This is a genomic window from Streptomyces sp. NPDC057854, assembly GCF_042797055.1.
Classification (GTDB): domain Bacteria; phylum Actinomycetota; class Actinomycetes; order Streptomycetales; family Streptomycetaceae; genus Streptomyces.
Map to the genome: position 1 here is coordinate 96187 of NZ_JBHVMF010000025.1, position 15996 is coordinate 112182.

Below are 15996 nucleotides of genomic sequence, written 5' to 3' on the forward strand. Positions count from 1 at the left end.
GGCTCGGGGCCATGAGCGCCCCCGCCACGCCCGATTCCCCGGATCCCCTGGTCGCCGCGACCGAGGCCACCCGCAGCCTCCAGGGGCTCTCCACGGAGCTGACCGCCCGGGTGCCGCAGCTGCTCGAAGCGATGCGTTCGGTGGGCACCGGTCTGGAGCTGCACACCACCCTCGACCGGATCTGCGAGACGGCGGCCGAGCTGGCCGGCGCCCGCTACGCGGCCATCGGGGTCGTCGACGAGGAGGGCAAGGGGCTCTCGGACTTCGTCACGTACGGCGTCGGCGACGACGTGGCCCGCGTCATCGGGCGCCGCCCCGACGGGCACGCCGGGTTGCTCGGCGCCCTCATCCGCGAACCGCGCACCATCCGGCTGGCCGACCTCTCCGCCGACCCGCGGTCGGCCGGCTTCCCGCCGGGCCACCCCGTGATGCGGACCTTCCTCGGCGTCCCCATCCGCGTCCAGGGCGAGATCTTCGGCAACCTCTACCTCGCGGAGAAGAGCGGCGGCGAGGAGTTCAACGACTACGACGAGCACATGGTCCGGGTCCTCGCCACCGAGGCCGGCATCGCCATCGGCAACGCCCGCCTCTACGAGGCCGCCCGCCAGCGCGAGCGGTGGATCGACGGCTCGGTCGCCGTCACCACCGCGCTGCTCTCCGGCGGCGACGCCGACGACGCCCTCGCCGTCGTCGCGGAGCAGGCCCGGCGGCTCGCCGACGCGGACGCCGGGATCGTGCTGCTCCCGGCCGACGAGGGCGGCCTGGAGATCGTCGCCGTGTCCTCGCCGCGGCCCACCAAGTCGCTCGGCGTGGTGATCCCGCCGGAGAGCGAGATCGTGGAACTGCTGCTGGACGGCGAGGCGGTCTTCGTCCAGGACGCCTCCACCGATCCGCGCATGCTCAGCCGGCTGAACACGGTGTACGGGCCGAGCATGCTGCTGCCGCTGCAGAGCGGCGGGCGGGTGCTGGGCGCGCTCGCGATGCCGCGCGCCCGGGGCGCCCGGCCGTTCACGGAGGCCGAGCGGACCCTCGCCACCCAGTTCGCCTCGCAGGCGGCGCTCGCGCTGATGATGGCCGAGGCGCAGCGCGACCGCGAGCGGCTGGCGGTCTTCGAGGACCGCGACCGGATCGCCCGCGACCTGCACGACCTCGTCATCCAGCGGCTCTTCGCCACCGGGATGATGCTGGAGAGCGCCCAGCGGAAGGCGGTCGTGCCGGCCGTCCAGGACGGCGTCGGCAAGGCCGTGGACGAGCTGGACGTGACGATCCAGGAGATCCGTACGGCGATCTTCGCGCTCCAGCAGGGGCCGGCGGAGGCGCCGTCGGGGCTGCGGACGCGGGTGCTGCGGGAGATCAACATGGCGGCGGTGCCGCTGGGCTTCAAGCCCGCGCACCGCTTCCTCGGCGCGATCGACGCCACGGTCGGCGAACTGACCGGGAAGAACCTGATCGCGGCGCTGCGCGAGGCGCTGTCCAACGCCTTCCGGCACGCCGGGGCGGGCCGGATCGAGGTCGTCGTCGACGCGACCGTGACGCTGCCGGACGGTTCGCCGGGGGTGCGGCTCACGGTCGCGGACGACGGTGTCGGCCTGCCGGAGGGCGGGCGGCGCAGCGGCCTGCGCAACCTCGCCCGCCGGGCCGAGTCCCTGGGCGGCGCGAGCTGGTGCGGCCCGGGCCTCGCCGAGGACGGCGGGGGGACGTCTGTGGTGTGGGAGGCGCCGCTCTAGCTCGTTCCCTGAGGGGACGGGCTCGGGCTTCGTCAGCCCTCCTCGGCCAGGGCGGCGGGGTCGGCGGCGAGCGCTTCGGCGACGAGCTGCTCGATGACGACGGCGACGCCGTCCTCGTTGTTGCCGACGGTACGGCCCGAGGCGGCGGCGATCACGTCGGCGTGGGCGTTGCCCATCGCGTACGAGCGGCCGGCCCAGCTCAGCATCTCGATGTCGTTCGGCATGTCGCCGAAGGCCGCGACCTCGTCCGCGGCGATGCCGCGCTCGGCGCAGCAGAGCGCGAGCGTCGACGCCTTCGACACCCCGAGGGCGCTGATTTCGATGAGGGCGGTGGGGCTGGAGCGGGTGAAGGCGGCCAGGTCGCCGGCGGCCTCCCGGGCCGTCGCGAGGAAGACGTCGGGGTCGAGCTCCGGGTGCTGGGCGAGCAGCTTGAGCACCGGCGCGGCGGCGCCCGGCTCCTCCTCGTAGAGCAGCTTCTCGGCGGTGGCGACGGAGGCGCCGGGGTCGAGGAAGAAGGGCGGGTACTGCGGTTCGTAGTGGATGCCCGTGGTCAGCTCGACGGCGAAGCTGGTGCCGGGGGCGGCGGCCCGCAGGGCGCGTACGACGTCGAGGGCGACGGGCCGCGGCAGCGGACGGACCTCCAGGAACGCGCCTCCCGCGTGCAGGTCGACGACGGCCGCGCCGTTGGCGCAGATGGCGAGGCCGTGGCCGTGCACGTGGTCGCTGACGACGTCCATCCAGCGGGCCGGGCGGCCGGTGACGAAGAAGACCTCGATCCCCGCGCGCTCGGCCGCGGCGAGGGCGGCGACGGTGCGCTCGGAGACGGACTTGTCGTCGCGCAGGAGGGTGCCGTCGAGGTCGGTGGCGATGAGCCGGACGGCGGGGCGGGCGGGGGCCGGGGAAGAGGGGCGGGGAGAGGTCACCTCCCCATGGTGCCGCACAAGGGCGCACGGGCGTGCGGGACCTCGCACATTTGAGTGCGTGGGCTTCTGCGGGAGACCCGGGGTGTGGCGGGGGTGGAACGGGGGACCGGTGGGGTGGCAGCGGCTGCCGCGCGGGAGGAGGCGCGGGAGGTTCCGACGTACGCTCGGGGCATGAGTCTGCGCCTGAGCACCGTGATCCTCCCCGTCGACCGCTGGCAGGAGGGGGGCCGGGCGAAGTGGCGGCGCGCCGAGGAACTCGGGTTCCACGCCGCGTACACCTACGACCACCTGTCCTGGCGCAGCTTCCGCGACGGCCCGTGGTTCGGTGCCCTGCCGACGCTGACCGCCGCCGCGACCGCCACGGACCGCCTGCGCCTGGGCACCCTCGTCACCTCGCCCAACTTCCGGCACCCGGTCACGCTGGCGAAGGAGCTGATCACGCTCGACGACGTCTCGGGCGGCCGGATCACCCTCGGCATCGGCGCCGGCGGCGACGGCTTCGACGCCACCGCGCTCGGGCAGGAGCCCTGGACGCCGAAGGAGCGGGCGGACCGCCTCGCGGAGTTCGTCCCGCTGCTCGACCGGCTGCTCACCGAGGACGCGGTGACGGAGCGCGGCACGTTCTACGCGGCCGACGAGGCCCGCAACATCCCCGGCTGCGTGCAGCGCCCCCGGCTCCCGTTCGCGGTCGCGGCGACCGGTCCGCGCGGCATGCGGCTCGCGGCCCGGCACGGGCAGGCGTGGGTGACGACCGGTGACCCCAAGCTGTACGAGACGGGTACGGCGGAGCAGTCCGCCGAGGCCCTGCGCGGCCAGATCGAGCGGCTCGGCAAGGCGTGCGCGGACCTGGGCCGGGACGTGGACGAGCTCGACAAGATCCTGCTCACCGGCTTCACGCCGGAGAAGAACTCCGTCCTCGACTCCGTGGAGCGGTTCGTGGACTTCGCCGGCACCCACCGCGACCTCGGCTTCACCGAGATCGTCGTCCACTGGCCGATCGCGGACTCGGTCTTCGCGTCCGACCCGTTCGTGTTCGAGGCCATCGCCACGGAGGCCCTCGGCCGCCTGGGCTGAGCGGCCGGCTACCAGGGGCGGGGGCGGTGGCCTGAGGTCAGCGGATCCGGCTGCTCAGCCAGGGGGTGAGCGTGAGCATCGGGACGAGTTCCTTGTACGTCTCGCCGCCGGGCACGGGGACGACGAGCCACTGTCCGGGCGGGAAGAACCGTCCCTTCACGTGCGCCAGGCCGGTGTGGACCGCCCGGACGAATCCGGGGACGGCGTCCCTCGGCACGTCCGCGAACTCCACGCCGTCGACGGTGATCCTGGCGTCGTCCTCGGGGTAGAGCTGCACGGTGAGGCTGGGCGAGCCGCCCAGCTCGATGTACGCCTCGTGCGGCAGCGAGCCGTCCTCGTCGAACACGGCGAACGCGCCGGCGGAGGTACGGCGGGAGGTCTGGTCCGCACCGATGTCGTCGCTGACCGTCATCTCCAGGCGGAACTCGTCGGCGAGCGCGCGGACGGCGGTCACGGCGGCCTGGGTGCTGGGCAGGTGCGGGAGAGCCATGATCCGATCATGCCTCAGGCCCCCGCGCTCGGGCCGTCGGTTCCTCAGCCCGGGAAGCGGATGAACTCGGGGGGTACGGCTTTGGTGAGCCACACCCCGTTCGCGCTGACCCGGAACTCGTGGCCGGCCCGGTGCATCGCCCCGGCGTCCACGCTCAGCACCACGGGCCGGCCGCGTCTCGCCCCCACCCGGGTGGCCGTCTCGCGATCGGGGGAGAGGTGGACGTCGTGGCGGGCCATGGGCCGCAGCCCCTCCGCCCGGATCGCGGGGAGCCGGTCGGCGACCGTACCGTGGTAGAGGTACGGGGGTGGTTCGGCGGCCGGCAGGTCCAGGTCGACGCTGATCGTGTGGCCCTGGCTGGCGCGGATCCGGGTGCCCTCGACGGCGAACCGTTTCTTGTCGTTGGTGGCGACCACGTGGTCCAGTTCGGCGCGGGTGATCGGGAAGCCGTGCGCGGCGGTGGCCGCGAGCAGCGCGTCGATCTCGGTCCAGCCGTGTGCGTCGAGCGTCAGCCCGATGCGCTCGGGCTGGTGCCGCAGGTGCTTCGACAGGTACTTCGACACCTTCACCGTGCGACGTTCGTCCATCGTTCTTCTCCTTCAGGTTTGATCCACAAGCAACGTGGGTTATCCACAGGCCAGTTGGCGATTCTGTGGACAACTCTCCTGAAGAAGCAAGTGCTTTAGCGAACTGTGGGAGATTTGGGAGAATTTACCGCCAATGCGTCCAATGTCCTTTTGTTGACCTCGCGTTCCGCTGCCGCCGCCACGAACGCCGCGACGCCCTCCGCGCCAACCAGCGCCTGTACGGCTCGTATCGTGCCGACCGGCAGGTGCACCGGACGCTGCTCGTCGTCCCTGGCCGGCGGTTCCTCCGGTGACAGATGGATCTGGAGGTGACGGGTCGCCAGGATGCGCATGGCACGGGCCAGTTCCGCATCGACGGTCTGCTGGGCGAGCGGCCGGAGCCGCCGCACCATGGTCGCCGCCTCCGCCGCGTCGGAGTCCGTCGGCGGCCGGTGCTCCAGATAGCGCGCGAAGACGTGCTCGGTGGTGAACTCCAGGAAACGGCCCGCTATGTGCTCGACCTGGTCCCGAAGCTCCCGCAGATGCCCGGTGATTGCGGACAGCGGCACGCCGGCGGCGTGCAACTCCACGGCCACGGCCAGCTCCTGGGGGCTCGGCACCAGGTACTCCTCGGTGTCCCGGCCCGGGATCGGCTCCAGCACCCCGAGCTCGACCGCCTCCCGCACCGCCTCCTCGTCCGGGGTGCCGCCGAAGCGGGCGTCGAGCTCCGCGCGGGTGATCCGGGCGGCCTCCTCGTCCGTCCACGGACCCTGGACCTCCGCCACCAGGCCGAGGACCCCGCCCAGCCCCCGGCCGGTGTCCCAGGCGTCCAGCAGCTCCTTGATCGAGGCCAGCGTGTAGCCCCGGTCCAGCAGGTCGGCGATCTGGCGCAGCCGGGCCAGATGGCTGTCCCCGTACACGTTGGACCTGCCCCGGCGCTCCGGGCGGGGCAGCAGGCCGCGGTCCTGGTAGGCGCGGATGGTCCGGACCGTGGCCCCGCTGTGATGGGCGAGATCCTCGATCCGGTACTCCGGTCGCACTGCTGACTGCTCGGACAAACCCGCTCCCACCGGCCGATCGCTCCACCCCGCACGGGGCCCCTCCTGCCAGGGATCGTACGACCGCCCGCCCCCGCGGACCCCCGGCCGGATCCCGGGCCCGCACCAGGACGGCCCGCGGTGCCCGCTACGCCGGCGGCTGCCAGCGGGCCAGGGCGCGCAGGGCGCCCGGGGCGAGCCGGGCCAGGGCGTGGGCGCCGCGCGCCTCCGGGGTGACCGGCACGACCGCGCGGTTGTGCAGCACCGCCCCCAGGACCGCGTCCGCGACCTTCTCCGGCGGGTAGTTCCGCAGCCCGTACAGCCGCGAGGCGTTCCGCCGCCGGCGCTTCTCCTCCGCCGGGTCCGACACCCCGGCGAACCGGGTGGTGGACGTGATGCCGGTGTTGACGATCCCCGGGCAGATCGCGCTCACCCCGATGGACCGCTCCGCCAGTTCGGCCCGCAGGCACTCGCTCAGCATCAGCACCGCCGCCTTCGAGGTGCTGTACGCGGGCAGCGCCCGCGACGGCTGGAAGGCCGCCGCCGAAGCCGTGTTCACGATGTGGCCGCCCTGCCCGCGGGCCGCCATCTGTGCCCCGAATATCCGGCAGCCGTGGATGACGCCCCACAGGTTGACGTCCAGGACCCGCTGCCACTCCTCGCTGGTGGTCTCGAAGAAGGAGCCGGTGAGCCCGATCCCCGCGTTGTTGACCAGGACGTCGACGATCCCGTAGTCGGCGGCCACCTTGGCGGCCAGCTTCTCCATCGCCTGCTCGTCGGAGACGTCCACCGTCTCGCCCCAGGCGTCCGGGGCGCCGATCAGCCGCGCCATCTCCGCCGTCCGGGCCGCGCCCTCGCCGTCCCGGTCCACCGCGACGACCCGGGCGCCCGCCTCCGCGAAGGCGAAGGCGGTGGCGCGTCCGATGCCGCCTGCGGCACCGGTGACCAGCACCAGCTGCCCGCCGAACCGCTCCGCGTACTCCGGCCGCACCCCGCTCCTCGCCGTCGTCTCCGCCACCGACCGCGGCGCCCGCGCCGCCGGGTCCTCGTGGGTGCGGACGAAGTCACCGATCCAGGCGGCCAGTTGATCGGGGCGGGTGCGCGGCACCCAGTGCTTCGCCGGCAGGGTGCGCCGGGTCAGCTCCGGCACCCAGGCGGCCAGGTCGTCGTAGAGCCGCTCGGAGAGGAACGCGTCCCCGGTCGGGGTGATCAGCTGCACGGGCACGTGCGCGTACGCGTCGGGTCGCGGCCGGGAGAGGCGGGCCCGGACGTTGTCCCGGTACAGCCAGGCGCCGTGGGCCGCGTCAGCGGGCAGCGAGGCGGTCGGGTAGTCGCCGGCCGGGACCTTCTCCAGCCGCTCCAGGAGCTTCGGCCAGCGCTTGCCGAGCGGCCCGCGCCAGGCCAGCTCCGGCAGGACCGGGGTGTGCAGCAGATAGACGTACCAGGACTTGGCGCCCTGCCCGAGGAGCTGCCCGACCCGGCGCGGGGTGGGGCGGGTCATGCGGCTCTTGATCCAGTGCCCGAAGTGGTCGAGCGAGGGGCCGGACATCGAGGTGAAGGAGGCGATCCGGCCCTCGGTGCGCCGCACGGTCGCGAACTCCCACGCCTGCACCGAACCCCAGTCGTGCCCCACGAGGTGGACCGGCCGGTCCGGGCTGACCGCGTCCGCGACGGCCAGGAAGTCGTCGGTCAGCTTCTCCAGGGTGAAACCGCCCCGCAGCGGCGCCGGCGCGGTCGAGCGCCCGTGGCCCCGCACGTCGTACAGCACGACGTGGAAGTCCTCCGCGAGCCGCACCGCGACCTCCGACCAGACCTCCTTCGAGTCCGGATAGCCGTGGACGAGCACCACCGTCGGCCGGTCGGCGTCGCCCAGCTCGGCGACGCACAGCTCGATGCCGCCCGTCCGGACCCGGCGCTCCCGCGCCCCCGTCAGTCCCGCGCCCGCCATCACACCGCTCCTTCGTTCCACCGCCGCACGTGCGGCAGGTCGTCGTCCAGCCAGAACGCGCTCTGTTCGGGGTCCTTGGAGTCGGTGACGACCAGGATCTCCTCGAACTTCGCGCCCGTCCCCCGGAATCCGAGGTGCGGCTCGACCGCCCAGAGGCCCGGAGCGGGCGGGTGGTCGGAGAACTTGTACGGGGACCAGAGCGGCGACCAGCCGTCCCGGTGGCCGTGCACGGCGTCGCTCAGCAGGCCCTTGAGGGACTGGGTGCCGAAGCCGAAGAGCGTCGGCGCGAACCGCCGCTCCCGGACCCGGTCGATCTTGTGGGCGATGACGCCGAAGGGATAGGCGCGGTGCCGGTTCGCGTACCCCTGGCGGACCATGAGCCGGTCCACGTCCTCGTATATCTCGCGCAGGCTGCGCCGCTCGCGCACCTCGCGGAGGATCAGCTCCCGGTGCGCGCGCAGATCGGCGAGGAGCTTGTCGTGCAGCGGGTTGAGCCCGAGGCAGCCGCTGTAGCCGACGTCCGCCGTGAACCCCTTGTACACGGGCGCCATGTCGAGGATGAACGGCATCCCCGCCTCCAGGCGCCGGTCGGTGGGGAAGAACTGGAGCGGGATCCTGAAGCCGGCGAAGGCGGTGCGGTCGCCGAACCAGGCGAACGGCCGGTGGAACCAGTCCTTCACCCCCCGCTCGTACAGCCACTCGCGCTGCATCCGGGCCGCCTCGCGCTCGGTCACGCCCGGCTTGAGCTGCGCCGCGACCGCTTCCGCGCAGGCGTAGGAGAGCTGCTGCACTTCCCTGAACCCCCGCAGTTCCGCGGTCAGTTCGCTTGCCACTGCTGAGGTCATGCCACCCGCCCGTCCGCCGTGAGCATCCGATTGCGCTACGCGTTCGTAATTTGACACCGATGAATGTGACAATGCCCGGCGGCTACGTCAAGAGGTGTGCGGGAGACCTGTGGAAAACCCGCCCCGCCGATCGGCCCGCCGATCGCCCGGCCGGTAGCCCTGCCGACCGCCCCGCCGACCGCCGCGACGACTTTCGTCGTTCGCCCCCTCCGGGTTCGTACGCCGGAAGTCGGAGAGGGTTCGATCCGTAGGGCTGACGACCGCTGTGGCATCCGCCACTACCGTCGAACCGTGACTGTGATCGCCACCGAAAGCCTCAGCAAGCGGTTCCCCCGGGTGACCGCTCTCGACCGGCTCTCCCTGGACATCGGGCCCGGTGTGACCGGACTGGTGGGTGCCAACGGAGCCGGCAAGTCCACGATGATCAAGATCCTGCTCGGCCTCTCCCCCGCCACGGAGGGCCGCGCCGAGGTCCTGGGCCTCGACGTCTCGACGCACGGGCCGGAGATCCGCGAGCGCGTCGGGTACATGCCCGAGCACGACTGCCTGCCGCCGGACGTCTCGGCCACCGAGTTCGTCGTCCACATGGCGAGGATGTCGGGGCTGCCGCCGACCGCCGCCCGCGAGCGGACCGCCGACACGCTGCGTCACGTCGGCCTGTACGAGGAGCGCTACCGCCCCATCGGCGGCTACTCGACCGGCATGAAGCAGCGCGTGAAGCTGGCCCAGGCCCTGGTCCACGACCCCAAGCTGGTCCTCCTCGACGAGCCGACCAACGGCCTCGACCCGGTCGGCCGGGACGAGATGCTCGGCCTCATCCGCCGCGTCTGGACCGACTTCGGCATCTCCGTGCTCGTCACCTCGCACCTCCTTGGCGAGCTGGAGCGGACCTGCGACCACGTCGTCGTCATCGACGGCGGAAAGCTGCTGCGGTCCAGCTCCACCAGCGACTTCACCCGCACCACCACGACCCTGGCGGTCGAGGTCACCGACTCCGACGCCCACCCCGACGGCACCGGCGCGCTGCGCGCCGCCCTCGCCGCGGCCGGCGTCCACCTCCACGAGGGCGTCGAGGAGGGCCTGCCCGGCGCCGGCCACGTCCTGCTGCTGGAGGCGCCCGGCGAGGAGACGTACGACCTGGTGCGCGACACCGTCGCCGAACTCGGCCTCGGCCTGGTCCGCATGGAGCAGCGCCGCCACCACATCGCCGAGGTCTTCCGTCCCGAGGCCGCCGCGCAGCACGAGGAGGTGAAGGCCCGATGAGCACCCCCGCCCCCGAGGCCGCCCCCGACACCACCCGGATCCACAACATCGGATACCGGTCCTACGACGGCCCCCGGCTCGGCCGCGCCTACGCCCGCCGCTCGCTCTTCTCGCAGTCCCTGCGGGGGGCGTACGGCCTGGGCCGCAGCGCCAAGTCGAAGGTGCTGCCGATGCTGCTCTTCGCCGTGATGTGCGCGCCCGCGCTGATCATCGTGTCCATCGCGGTGTACCTGAAGAGCGAGAAGCTCCCCATGCAGTACACCGAGTACGCGGTCTACCTGCAGCTCGTCATCGCCGTCTACCTGGCCTCCCAGGCCCCCCAGTCGGTCTCGCGCGACCTTCGGTTCCGCACCGTGCCGCTGTACTTCTCGCGGCCCATCGAGCGGGTCGACTACGTGCTCGCCAAGTACGGCGCGATGGCCTCGGCGCTCTTCGTGCTGACCGCCACCCCGCTGGTGATCATGTGGATCGGGTCGATGCTGGCCAAGATGGACTTCGCCGAGCAGGCGAAGATGTTCGGCCAGGGGCTCGTCTCCGTCGCGTTCCTGTCGGTGCTGTTCGGCGGCATCGGCCTGGTGATGGCCGCGCTCACGCCGCGCCGCGGGTTCGGCGTCGCCGCCGTGATCGCCGTCCTCACCATCACCTACGGCGCCGTCTCCACCCTCCAGGGCATCTCGTACGCCACCGAGAACACCGACGCCATCGCCTGGCTCGGCCTCTTCTCCCCGCTCACCCTCGTCATCGGCCTGCAGAACGCGTTCCTCGGCGCCCCCGCCTCCTTCCCCGGCGAGGTGCCGGTCGGGACCGGAGCCGGCGTGGTCTACCTGCTCGTCGTCCTCGGCCTCATCGCCGCCTGCTACGGCATCCTGATGCGCCGCTACCGAAAGGTCGGACTGTGAGTACCCTGCACATCGACCACGTCTCGCGCTGGTTCGGCAACGTCGTCGCGGTCAACGACGTCACCATGTCGATCGGCCCCGGCGTGACCGGCCTGCTCGGCCCCAACGGCGCCGGCAAGTCCACGCTCATCAACATGATGGGCGGCTTCCTCGCCCCCTCCACGGGCAGCGTGACCCTCGACGGCGCCCCGGTCTGGCGCAACGAGTCGGTCTACCGCTCCATCGGCGTCGTCCCCGAGCGGGAGGCGATGTACGACTTCCTCACCGGCCGCGAGTTCGTGGTGGCCAACGCCGAACTCCAGGGCCTCGGCGACGCGGAGGCGCAGCGGGCGCTGGCCACCGTGGAGATGGAGTACGCGCAGGACCGGAAGATCGCCACGTACAGCAAGGGCATGCGGCAGCGCGTGAAGATGGCCTCGGCCCTCGTCCACGAGCCGTCCGTGCTGCTGCTCGACGAGCCGTTCAACGGCATGGACCCGCGCCAGCGGATGCAGCTGATGGAGCTGCTGCGGCGGATGGGCGCCGACGGGCGCACGGTGCTGTTCTCCTCGCACATCCTGGAGGAGGTCGAGCAGCTCGCCTCCCACATCGAGGTGATCGTCGCCGGCCGGCACGCCGCCTCCGGCGACTTCCGTCGGATCCGCCGCCTGATGACCGACCGGCCGCACCGCTACCTGGTCCGCTCCAGCGACGACCGGGCGCTCGCCGCCGCGCTGATCGCCGACCCGTCGACGGCCGGCATCGAGGTCGACGCGGTGGACGGCGGGCTGCGGATCCAGGCCGTGGACTTCGGGCGGTTCACCGAACTGCTGCCGCAGGTCGCCCGCGCGCGGGGGATCCGGCTGCTGACGGTCTCGCCCTCCGACGAGTCGCTCGAATCCGTCTTCTCGTATCTCGTCGCGGCCTGAAAGGAGCCTGACCGATATGTACGACCCCACTGTCGCCCGGCTCACCTACCGGGCCCTCCTCGGCCGCCGCCGGGCGGCGATCCTGTTCCTCCTGCCCGGCCTGCTCCTGCTCATCGCGACCGCCGTCCGGGTCATCAACGGCGCGGACGACCAGGTCGCGGCCGACCTCCTCGGCGGCTTCGCGCTCGCCACGATGGTGCCGCTGATCGGCGTCATCGCCGGCACGGGCGCGATCGGCCCGGAGATCGACGACGGCTCCATCGTCTACCTGCTGTCCAAGCCGGTGAAGCGGCCGACGATCATCACCACCAAGCTGATCGTCGCGATCGCCGTGACGATGGCTTTCTCGGCCGTCCCCACGCTGATCGCCGGCTTCATCCTGAACGGCAACGGACAGCAGGTCGCCGTCGCCTACATGGTCGCCGCGCTGGTCTCCTCGATCGCCTACAGCGCCCTGTTCCTGCTGCTCGGCACCGTCAGCCGGCACGCCGTGGTGATCGGCCTGGTCTACGCCCTGGTCTGGGAGGCCCTGTTCGGCTCGCTGATCGCCGGCGCCCGCACCCTGAGCGTCCAGCAGTGGTCGCTCGCCCTCGCCGAGAAGGTCACCGGCGAGGGGCTGATCAGCTCCGACGTGGCGCTGCCGACGGCGGCGGTGCTCCTGGTCGCCGTCACCGTCGGCGCCACCTGGTTCGCCGGGCACAAGCTGCGCACGCTGACGCTGGCCGGCGAGGAGTAGGCCGGCCGGACGGAGCGTCAGACGGTACGGTCGCGGGCGGCGAGCAGGCCGACGCCCGCGGCCGCCGCGCACACCACCAGCACCAGCGAGATCGGCAGCGTCCACGCGCCGGTCGCCTGGTGCAGGGCGCCGGCCGCGAGGGGGCCGGCCGCGGCCATCAGATAGCCGACCGTCTGTGCCATCCCGGAGAGCCGGGCGGCCGTCGGGGCGTCCTCGGTCCGCAGCACGATCAGCGTCAGCGCCAGCCCCAGGGCGCCGCCCTGGCCGACGCCGAGCACGGCCGACCACAGCCAGGCACCCTCCGCGGGGGCGGCGAGCAGCCCCGCGTAACCGGCCGCGACCAGCGTCGTCACCAGGACCACCAGCGGGCGCTGGCTCCGCCTGCGGCCCGCGAGCAGCGGCACCACGAAGGCGCCGGCGACCTGGATCAGGTTGTTGAAGGCGAAGACGACACCGGCCTCGGAGCGGCTCATCCCGTGGTCGGTGAAGATCGTCGGCATCCAGGCGATCAGCACGTACGACCAGAGCGACTGCAGGCCCATGAAGAGGGTCACCTGCCAGGCCAGCGCGGAGCGCCACACGCGCGTGGGCGCGGTGCCGGCGGCCGGGACGGCCCGTACCTCGTGACCGGTACGGCCCCGGGCGATCAGCACCTGCGGCAGCCAGGCCACCGCCGCCACGACGGCGAGCAGCGACCAGGAGCCGAGCGAGCCCTGCCAGCCCCCGCCGAGCGCCTCCTCCAGCGGGACGGCCGCGGCGGCGGCGACCGTCGCGCCGGCCACCATCGCGCCCGTGTAGACGGAGGTCATGGTGGCGGCCCGGTCGGGGAAGTCCCGCTTGATCAGCCCCGGCATCAGCACGTTCAGCAGGGCGATCGCGGTGCCGACGAGGACGCCGCCGCCGTACAGCGCCGTCACTGACGGCAGCAGCCGCAGCAGGATGCCGCCGGCGAGCAGCAGCAGCGCGGCGAGGACCGTCCGTTCGGCGCCGAACCGGCGGCCCAGCCAGGGCGCGACCAGCGCGCCGAGGCCGAGGAAGAGCACCGGGATCGACGTGATGAGCGATCCGGCGGTCGAGGAGAGGCCGTAGGCCCCGGCTATCTCGCCGACCAGCGGTGCCACGCTCGCCAGCGCGACCCGCATGTTGAGCGAGGCCAGCACGATGCCGGCCAGCAGCAGCACCGGATGGGCGAGCAGCGCCCGCCGCGCGGCCGCTCCGGCGGCCGAGGGGCGTACGTCCGCCTCGGCGTCGACCAGCACACGCGCGGGACCCGCCTCCGGATCCTCCACGCGCGCGTGGCCCGTCTCCGTGCCCGTCACGCGCCCGCCTCCCGGTTCTCGCCCATCAGGGCCGCCACCGTCTCCGCCGGGACCCGCAGCAGCTCCCGGGCCTGGCGTTCGGCCGCGTCCGGGTCGCCGGCCTCCACGGCGGCGACCAGGGCCTCGTGGAGGTCGATGTCGACCGGCGGCATCGCGCGGTCGCCGAGCGCCTCGACCAGGACCTCGTGCACCTGGGCGGAGAAGAAGCGGTAGACCTCGATGAAGGCCGCGTTGTGGGTGGCGGCGACGACGGCGAGGTGGAAGGCGAGGTCGGCGTCGGCGTCCCGGTCGCCCTCCTCCCGCAGGGTGGTCAGCGCGGCCCGCAGCCGCAGCATGTCGTGGGTGTCCCGCCGCTCCGCCGCGAGCCGGGCCGCCTCCGCCTCCAGGGCGGTCCGCAGCTCCAGGACATCGCGCGCGCCCGCGTGCCGGACCCCGCGCAGCACGGCGGCCGGGTCGGCGGTGGAGCGGACGAAGGTGCCGTTGCCCTGCCGGGACTCCAGGAGCCCGGCGTGGACGAGGACCCTGATCGCCTCGCGGACGGTGTTGCGGCCGACGCCGAGCTGCTGGGCGAGCTCGTGCTCGGTCGGGATGCGGTCGCCGACGGCCCATTCGCCCTCCGCGAGCTGCGCCCGCAGCTGCTCCACCGCCGAGTCCACCAGCGAGGTCCGCCCCGCCGCTCTCAGTGCCGCCATCCGCCGCGTCCTCTCCCAAACATTCGCCCGGTTGCCCAGTCATCCTACAAGTCATCCACAGGAGTGCCCGTGATCACCGGGGCAGCCGCCCGGGACCGGACTACTGTGGCCTCGTACGTGCACCGAACACCCTCACCACCTTCGGGAGTCAGTCATGTCAGACCGCTTCGACGTCGTCGTACTCGGAGCTGGCCCCGGCGGCTACGTCGCCGCCATCCGCGCCGCCCAGCTGGGCAAGCGGGTCGCGGTCGTGGAGGAGAAGTACTGGGGCGGTGTCTGCCTGAACGTCGGCTGCATCCCCACCAAGGCGCTGCTCCGCAACGCCGAACTGGCGCACATCTTCCACCACGAGGCGAAGACCTTCGGCATCAAGGTCGACGGCACGGTGACCTTCGACTACGGCGACGCCTACCGCCGCAGCCGCACCGTCGCGGACGGCCGCGTCAAGGGCGTCCACTTCCTGATGAAGAAGAACAACATCACGGAGTTCGACGGCCGCGGCACCTTCGTCGACGCGAACACCCTCCAGGTGGCGAAGGCCGACGGCACGACGCAGACGATCACCTTCGACCACTGCATCATCGCCACCGGCGCCTCCCCGCGCCTGCTGCCCGGCACCTCCCTGAGCGACCGGGTCGTCTCCTACGAGCAGCAGATCCTCGCCGAGGACGCCCCGAAGTCGATCGTCATCGCCGGCGCCGGCGCCATCGGCATCGAGTTCGCGTACGTGCTGAACAACTACGGCACCAAGGTCACCATCGTCGAGTTCCTCGACCGGATGGCCCCGCTGGAGGACGAGGAGGTGTCGAAGGAGCTGGCGAAGCAGTACCGCAAGCTCGGCATCGACGTCCTCACCTCGACCCGCGTCGACGCCATCGACGAGTCCGGCCCGCAGGTCCGCGTCACCGTCACCGGCAAGGACGGCTCCCAGAAGGTCCTGGAGGCCGACAAGGTCCTCCAGGCCATCGGCTTCGCGCCGAACGTCTCCGGCTACGGCCTGGAGAACACCGGTGTCGCCCTCACCGAGCGCGGCGCCATCGACGTCGACGGCCGCTGCCGCACCTCCGTGCCGCACATCTACGCCATCGGCGACGTCACCGCGAAGCTGATGCTCGCGCACACCGCCGAGGCCATGGGCGTCATCGCCGCCGAGACCATCGCGGACGCCGAGACCATGGAGCTCGACTACGCCATGATCCCGCGCGCCACCTACTGCCAGCCGCAGATCGCCAGCTTCGGCTACACCGAGGCGCAGGCCCGCGAGAAGGGCTACGACGTCAAGGTCGCCAAGTTCCCCTTCATGGCGAACGGCAAGGCGCACGGCCTCGGCGACTCGACCGGCTTCGTCAAGATCGTCGCCGACGCCAAGTACGGCGAGATCATCGGCGCCCACCTGATCGGCCCCGACGTCACCGAGCTGCTGCCCGAGCTGACCCTGGCCCAGCAGTGGGACCTCACCGTCCACGAGGTCGCGCGGAACGTGCACGCCCACCCGACCCTCGGCGAGGCCGTCAAGGAAGCGATCCACGGCATCGCCGGCCACATGATCAACTTCTGAGGCCCGCCCGG

At 72.6% G+C, this 15996-nt stretch carries 15 protein-coding genes; 7 read left to right on the plus strand and 8 right to left on the minus strand.

Annotated elements, in window-relative coordinates:
* Nucleotides 1-11: 11 nt before the first annotated feature.
* Nucleotides 12-1727, plus strand: coding sequence for a GAF domain-containing protein (locus ACFVQZ_RS29935; RefSeq protein WP_030493816.1), 1716 nt, complete (start codon nucleotides 12-14; stop codon nucleotides 1725-1727).
* A 32-nt stretch (nucleotides 1728-1759) separates the two neighbouring features.
* Here the strand turns inward: ACFVQZ_RS29935 and ACFVQZ_RS29940 are convergent, their stop codons facing one another.
* A complete protein-coding gene (locus tag ACFVQZ_RS29940; RefSeq protein WP_030493817.1) occupies nucleotides 1760-2650 on the minus strand; it encodes a Cof-type HAD-IIB family hydrolase in 891 nt (296 codons plus the stop codon).
* A gap of 171 nt (nucleotides 2651-2821) precedes the next feature.
* Here ACFVQZ_RS29940 and ACFVQZ_RS29945 point away from each other — a divergent pair, with 171 nt between their 5' ends.
* Nucleotides 2822-3724: an LLM class flavin-dependent oxidoreductase gene (locus ACFVQZ_RS29945; RefSeq protein WP_383627811.1), complete on the plus strand. Its 903-nt coding sequence runs from the start codon at nucleotides 2822-2824 to the stop codon at nucleotides 3722-3724.
* 37 nt (nucleotides 3725-3761) lie between these two features.
* Here ACFVQZ_RS29945 and ACFVQZ_RS29950 read toward each other — a convergent pair whose 3' ends face one another.
* From ACFVQZ_RS29950 to ACFVQZ_RS29970, 5 genes are all read right to left on the minus strand, one after another.
* Nucleotides 3762-4214, minus strand: coding sequence for a hypothetical protein (locus ACFVQZ_RS29950; RefSeq protein ID WP_383627813.1), 453 nt, complete (start codon nucleotides 4212-4214; stop codon nucleotides 3762-3764).
* Between the two features lie 44 nt (nucleotides 4215-4258).
* Nucleotides 4259-4801: an RNA 2'-phosphotransferase gene (locus tag ACFVQZ_RS29955; RefSeq protein WP_383627815.1), complete on the minus strand. Its 543-nt coding sequence runs from the start codon at nucleotides 4799-4801 to the stop codon at nucleotides 4259-4261.
* Nucleotides 4802-4896: 95 nt separating this feature from the next.
* Nucleotides 4897-5820: a MerR family transcriptional regulator gene (locus ACFVQZ_RS29960; protein WP_383627817.1), complete on the minus strand. Its 924-nt coding sequence runs from the start codon at nucleotides 5818-5820 to the stop codon at nucleotides 4897-4899.
* A gap of 145 nt (nucleotides 5821-5965) precedes the next feature.
* Nucleotides 5966-7765 carry an SDR family oxidoreductase gene (locus ACFVQZ_RS29965; RefSeq protein ID WP_383627819.1) on the minus strand — a complete coding sequence of 600 codons (1800 nt, stop codon included), beginning with the start codon at nucleotides 7763-7765 and terminating at the stop codon, nucleotides 5966-5968.
* Nucleotides 7765-8610 carry a M24 family metallopeptidase gene (locus ACFVQZ_RS29970; RefSeq protein WP_030493823.1) on the minus strand — a complete coding sequence of 282 codons (846 nt, stop codon included), beginning with the start codon at nucleotides 8608-8610 and terminating at the stop codon, nucleotides 7765-7767. Before ACFVQZ_RS29970 ends, ACFVQZ_RS29965 begins: the two co-directional genes overlap by 1 nt.
* Nucleotides 8611-8907: 297 nt before the next feature.
* On the opposite strand from ACFVQZ_RS29970, the gene ACFVQZ_RS29975 reads away from it, so the two are divergent.
* The 4 genes from ACFVQZ_RS29975 to ACFVQZ_RS29990 are packed head-to-tail and all read left to right on the plus strand — an operon-like array spanning nucleotide 8908 to nucleotide 12416.
* On the plus strand, nucleotides 8908-9873 hold the full coding sequence (locus tag ACFVQZ_RS29975) for an ABC transporter ATP-binding protein (RefSeq protein WP_383627839.1): 966 nt from the start codon (nucleotides 8908-8910) through the stop codon (nucleotides 9871-9873).
* Complete coding sequence (locus tag ACFVQZ_RS29980; RefSeq protein ID WP_030493825.1) at nucleotides 9870-10772, plus strand: membrane protein; 903 nt, start codon at nucleotides 9870-9872, stop codon at nucleotides 10770-10772. Before ACFVQZ_RS29975 ends, ACFVQZ_RS29980 begins: the two co-directional genes overlap by 4 nt.
* Nucleotides 10769-11680, plus strand: a complete 912-nt coding sequence (locus ACFVQZ_RS29985; RefSeq protein WP_030493826.1) for an ABC transporter ATP-binding protein — start codon at nucleotides 10769-10771, stop codon at nucleotides 11678-11680. Before ACFVQZ_RS29980 ends, ACFVQZ_RS29985 begins: the two co-directional genes overlap by 4 nt.
* A gap of 16 nt (nucleotides 11681-11696) precedes the next feature.
* The gene (locus tag ACFVQZ_RS29990; RefSeq protein ID WP_030493827.1) at nucleotides 11697-12416 is read left to right on the plus strand and encodes an ABC transporter permease; all 720 of its coding nucleotides are present in this window, start codon (nucleotides 11697-11699) and stop codon (nucleotides 12414-12416) included.
* Nucleotides 12417-12433: 17 nt separating this feature from the next.
* Here the strand turns inward: ACFVQZ_RS29990 and ACFVQZ_RS29995 are convergent, their stop codons facing one another.
* Together ACFVQZ_RS29995 and ACFVQZ_RS30000 are read right to left on the minus strand one after the other, a co-directional pair.
* Nucleotides 12434-13672, minus strand: a complete 1239-nt coding sequence (locus tag ACFVQZ_RS29995; protein ID WP_383627841.1) for a CynX/NimT family MFS transporter — start codon at nucleotides 13670-13672, stop codon at nucleotides 12434-12436.
* Between the two features lie 59 nt (nucleotides 13673-13731).
* Entirely contained in the window at nucleotides 13732-14427 is a 696-nt protein-coding gene (locus ACFVQZ_RS30000; protein ID WP_383627820.1) for a FadR/GntR family transcriptional regulator, read from the minus strand.
* A 154-nt stretch (nucleotides 14428-14581) separates the two neighbouring features.
* Between ACFVQZ_RS30000 and lpdA the strand changes: the two genes are divergently transcribed.
* Nucleotides 14582-15985, plus strand: coding sequence for a dihydrolipoyl dehydrogenase (lpdA, locus tag ACFVQZ_RS30005; RefSeq protein WP_030493830.1), 1404 nt, complete (start codon nucleotides 14582-14584; stop codon nucleotides 15983-15985).
* The last annotated feature ends 11 nt before the right edge of the window (nucleotides 15986-15996 follow it).

What these genes read in the sequence shown, in the direction of transcription:
- ACFVQZ_RS29935 (WP_030493816.1), top strand. Translation starts at nt 12, where the DNA reads ATGAGCGCCCCCGCCACGCCCGATTCCCCGGATCCCCTGGTCGCCGCG.
- ACFVQZ_RS29945 (WP_383627811.1), top strand. Translation starts at nt 2,822, where the DNA reads ATGAGTCTGCGCCTGAGCACCGTGATCCTCCCCGTCGACCGCTGGCAG.
- ACFVQZ_RS29950 (WP_383627813.1), bottom strand. Translation starts at nt 4,214, where the DNA reads ATGGCTCTCCCGCACCTGCCCAGCACCCAGGCCGCCGTGACCGCCGTC.
- ACFVQZ_RS29955 (WP_383627815.1), bottom strand. Translation starts at nt 4,801, where the DNA reads ATGGACGAACGTCGCACGGTGAAGGTGTCGAAGTACCTGTCGAAGCAC.
- ACFVQZ_RS29965 (WP_383627819.1), bottom strand. Translation starts at nt 7,765, where the DNA reads ATGGCGGGCGCGGGACTGACGGGGGCGCGGGAGCGCCGGGTCCGGACG.
- ACFVQZ_RS29970 (WP_030493823.1), bottom strand. Translation starts at nt 8,610, where the DNA reads ATGACCTCAGCAGTGGCAAGCGAACTGACCGCGGAACTGCGGGGGTTC.
- ACFVQZ_RS29980 (WP_030493825.1), top strand. Translation starts at nt 9,870, where the DNA reads ATGAGCACCCCCGCCCCCGAGGCCGCCCCCGACACCACCCGGATCCAC.
- ACFVQZ_RS29990 (WP_030493827.1), top strand. Translation starts at nt 11,697, where the DNA reads ATGTACGACCCCACTGTCGCCCGGCTCACCTACCGGGCCCTCCTCGGC.
- ACFVQZ_RS30000 (WP_383627820.1), bottom strand. Translation starts at nt 14,427, where the DNA reads ATGGCGGCACTGAGAGCGGCGGGGCGGACCTCGCTGGTGGACTCGGCG.
- lpdA (WP_030493830.1), top strand. Translation starts at nt 14,582, where the DNA reads ATGTCAGACCGCTTCGACGTCGTCGTACTCGGAGCTGGCCCCGGCGGC.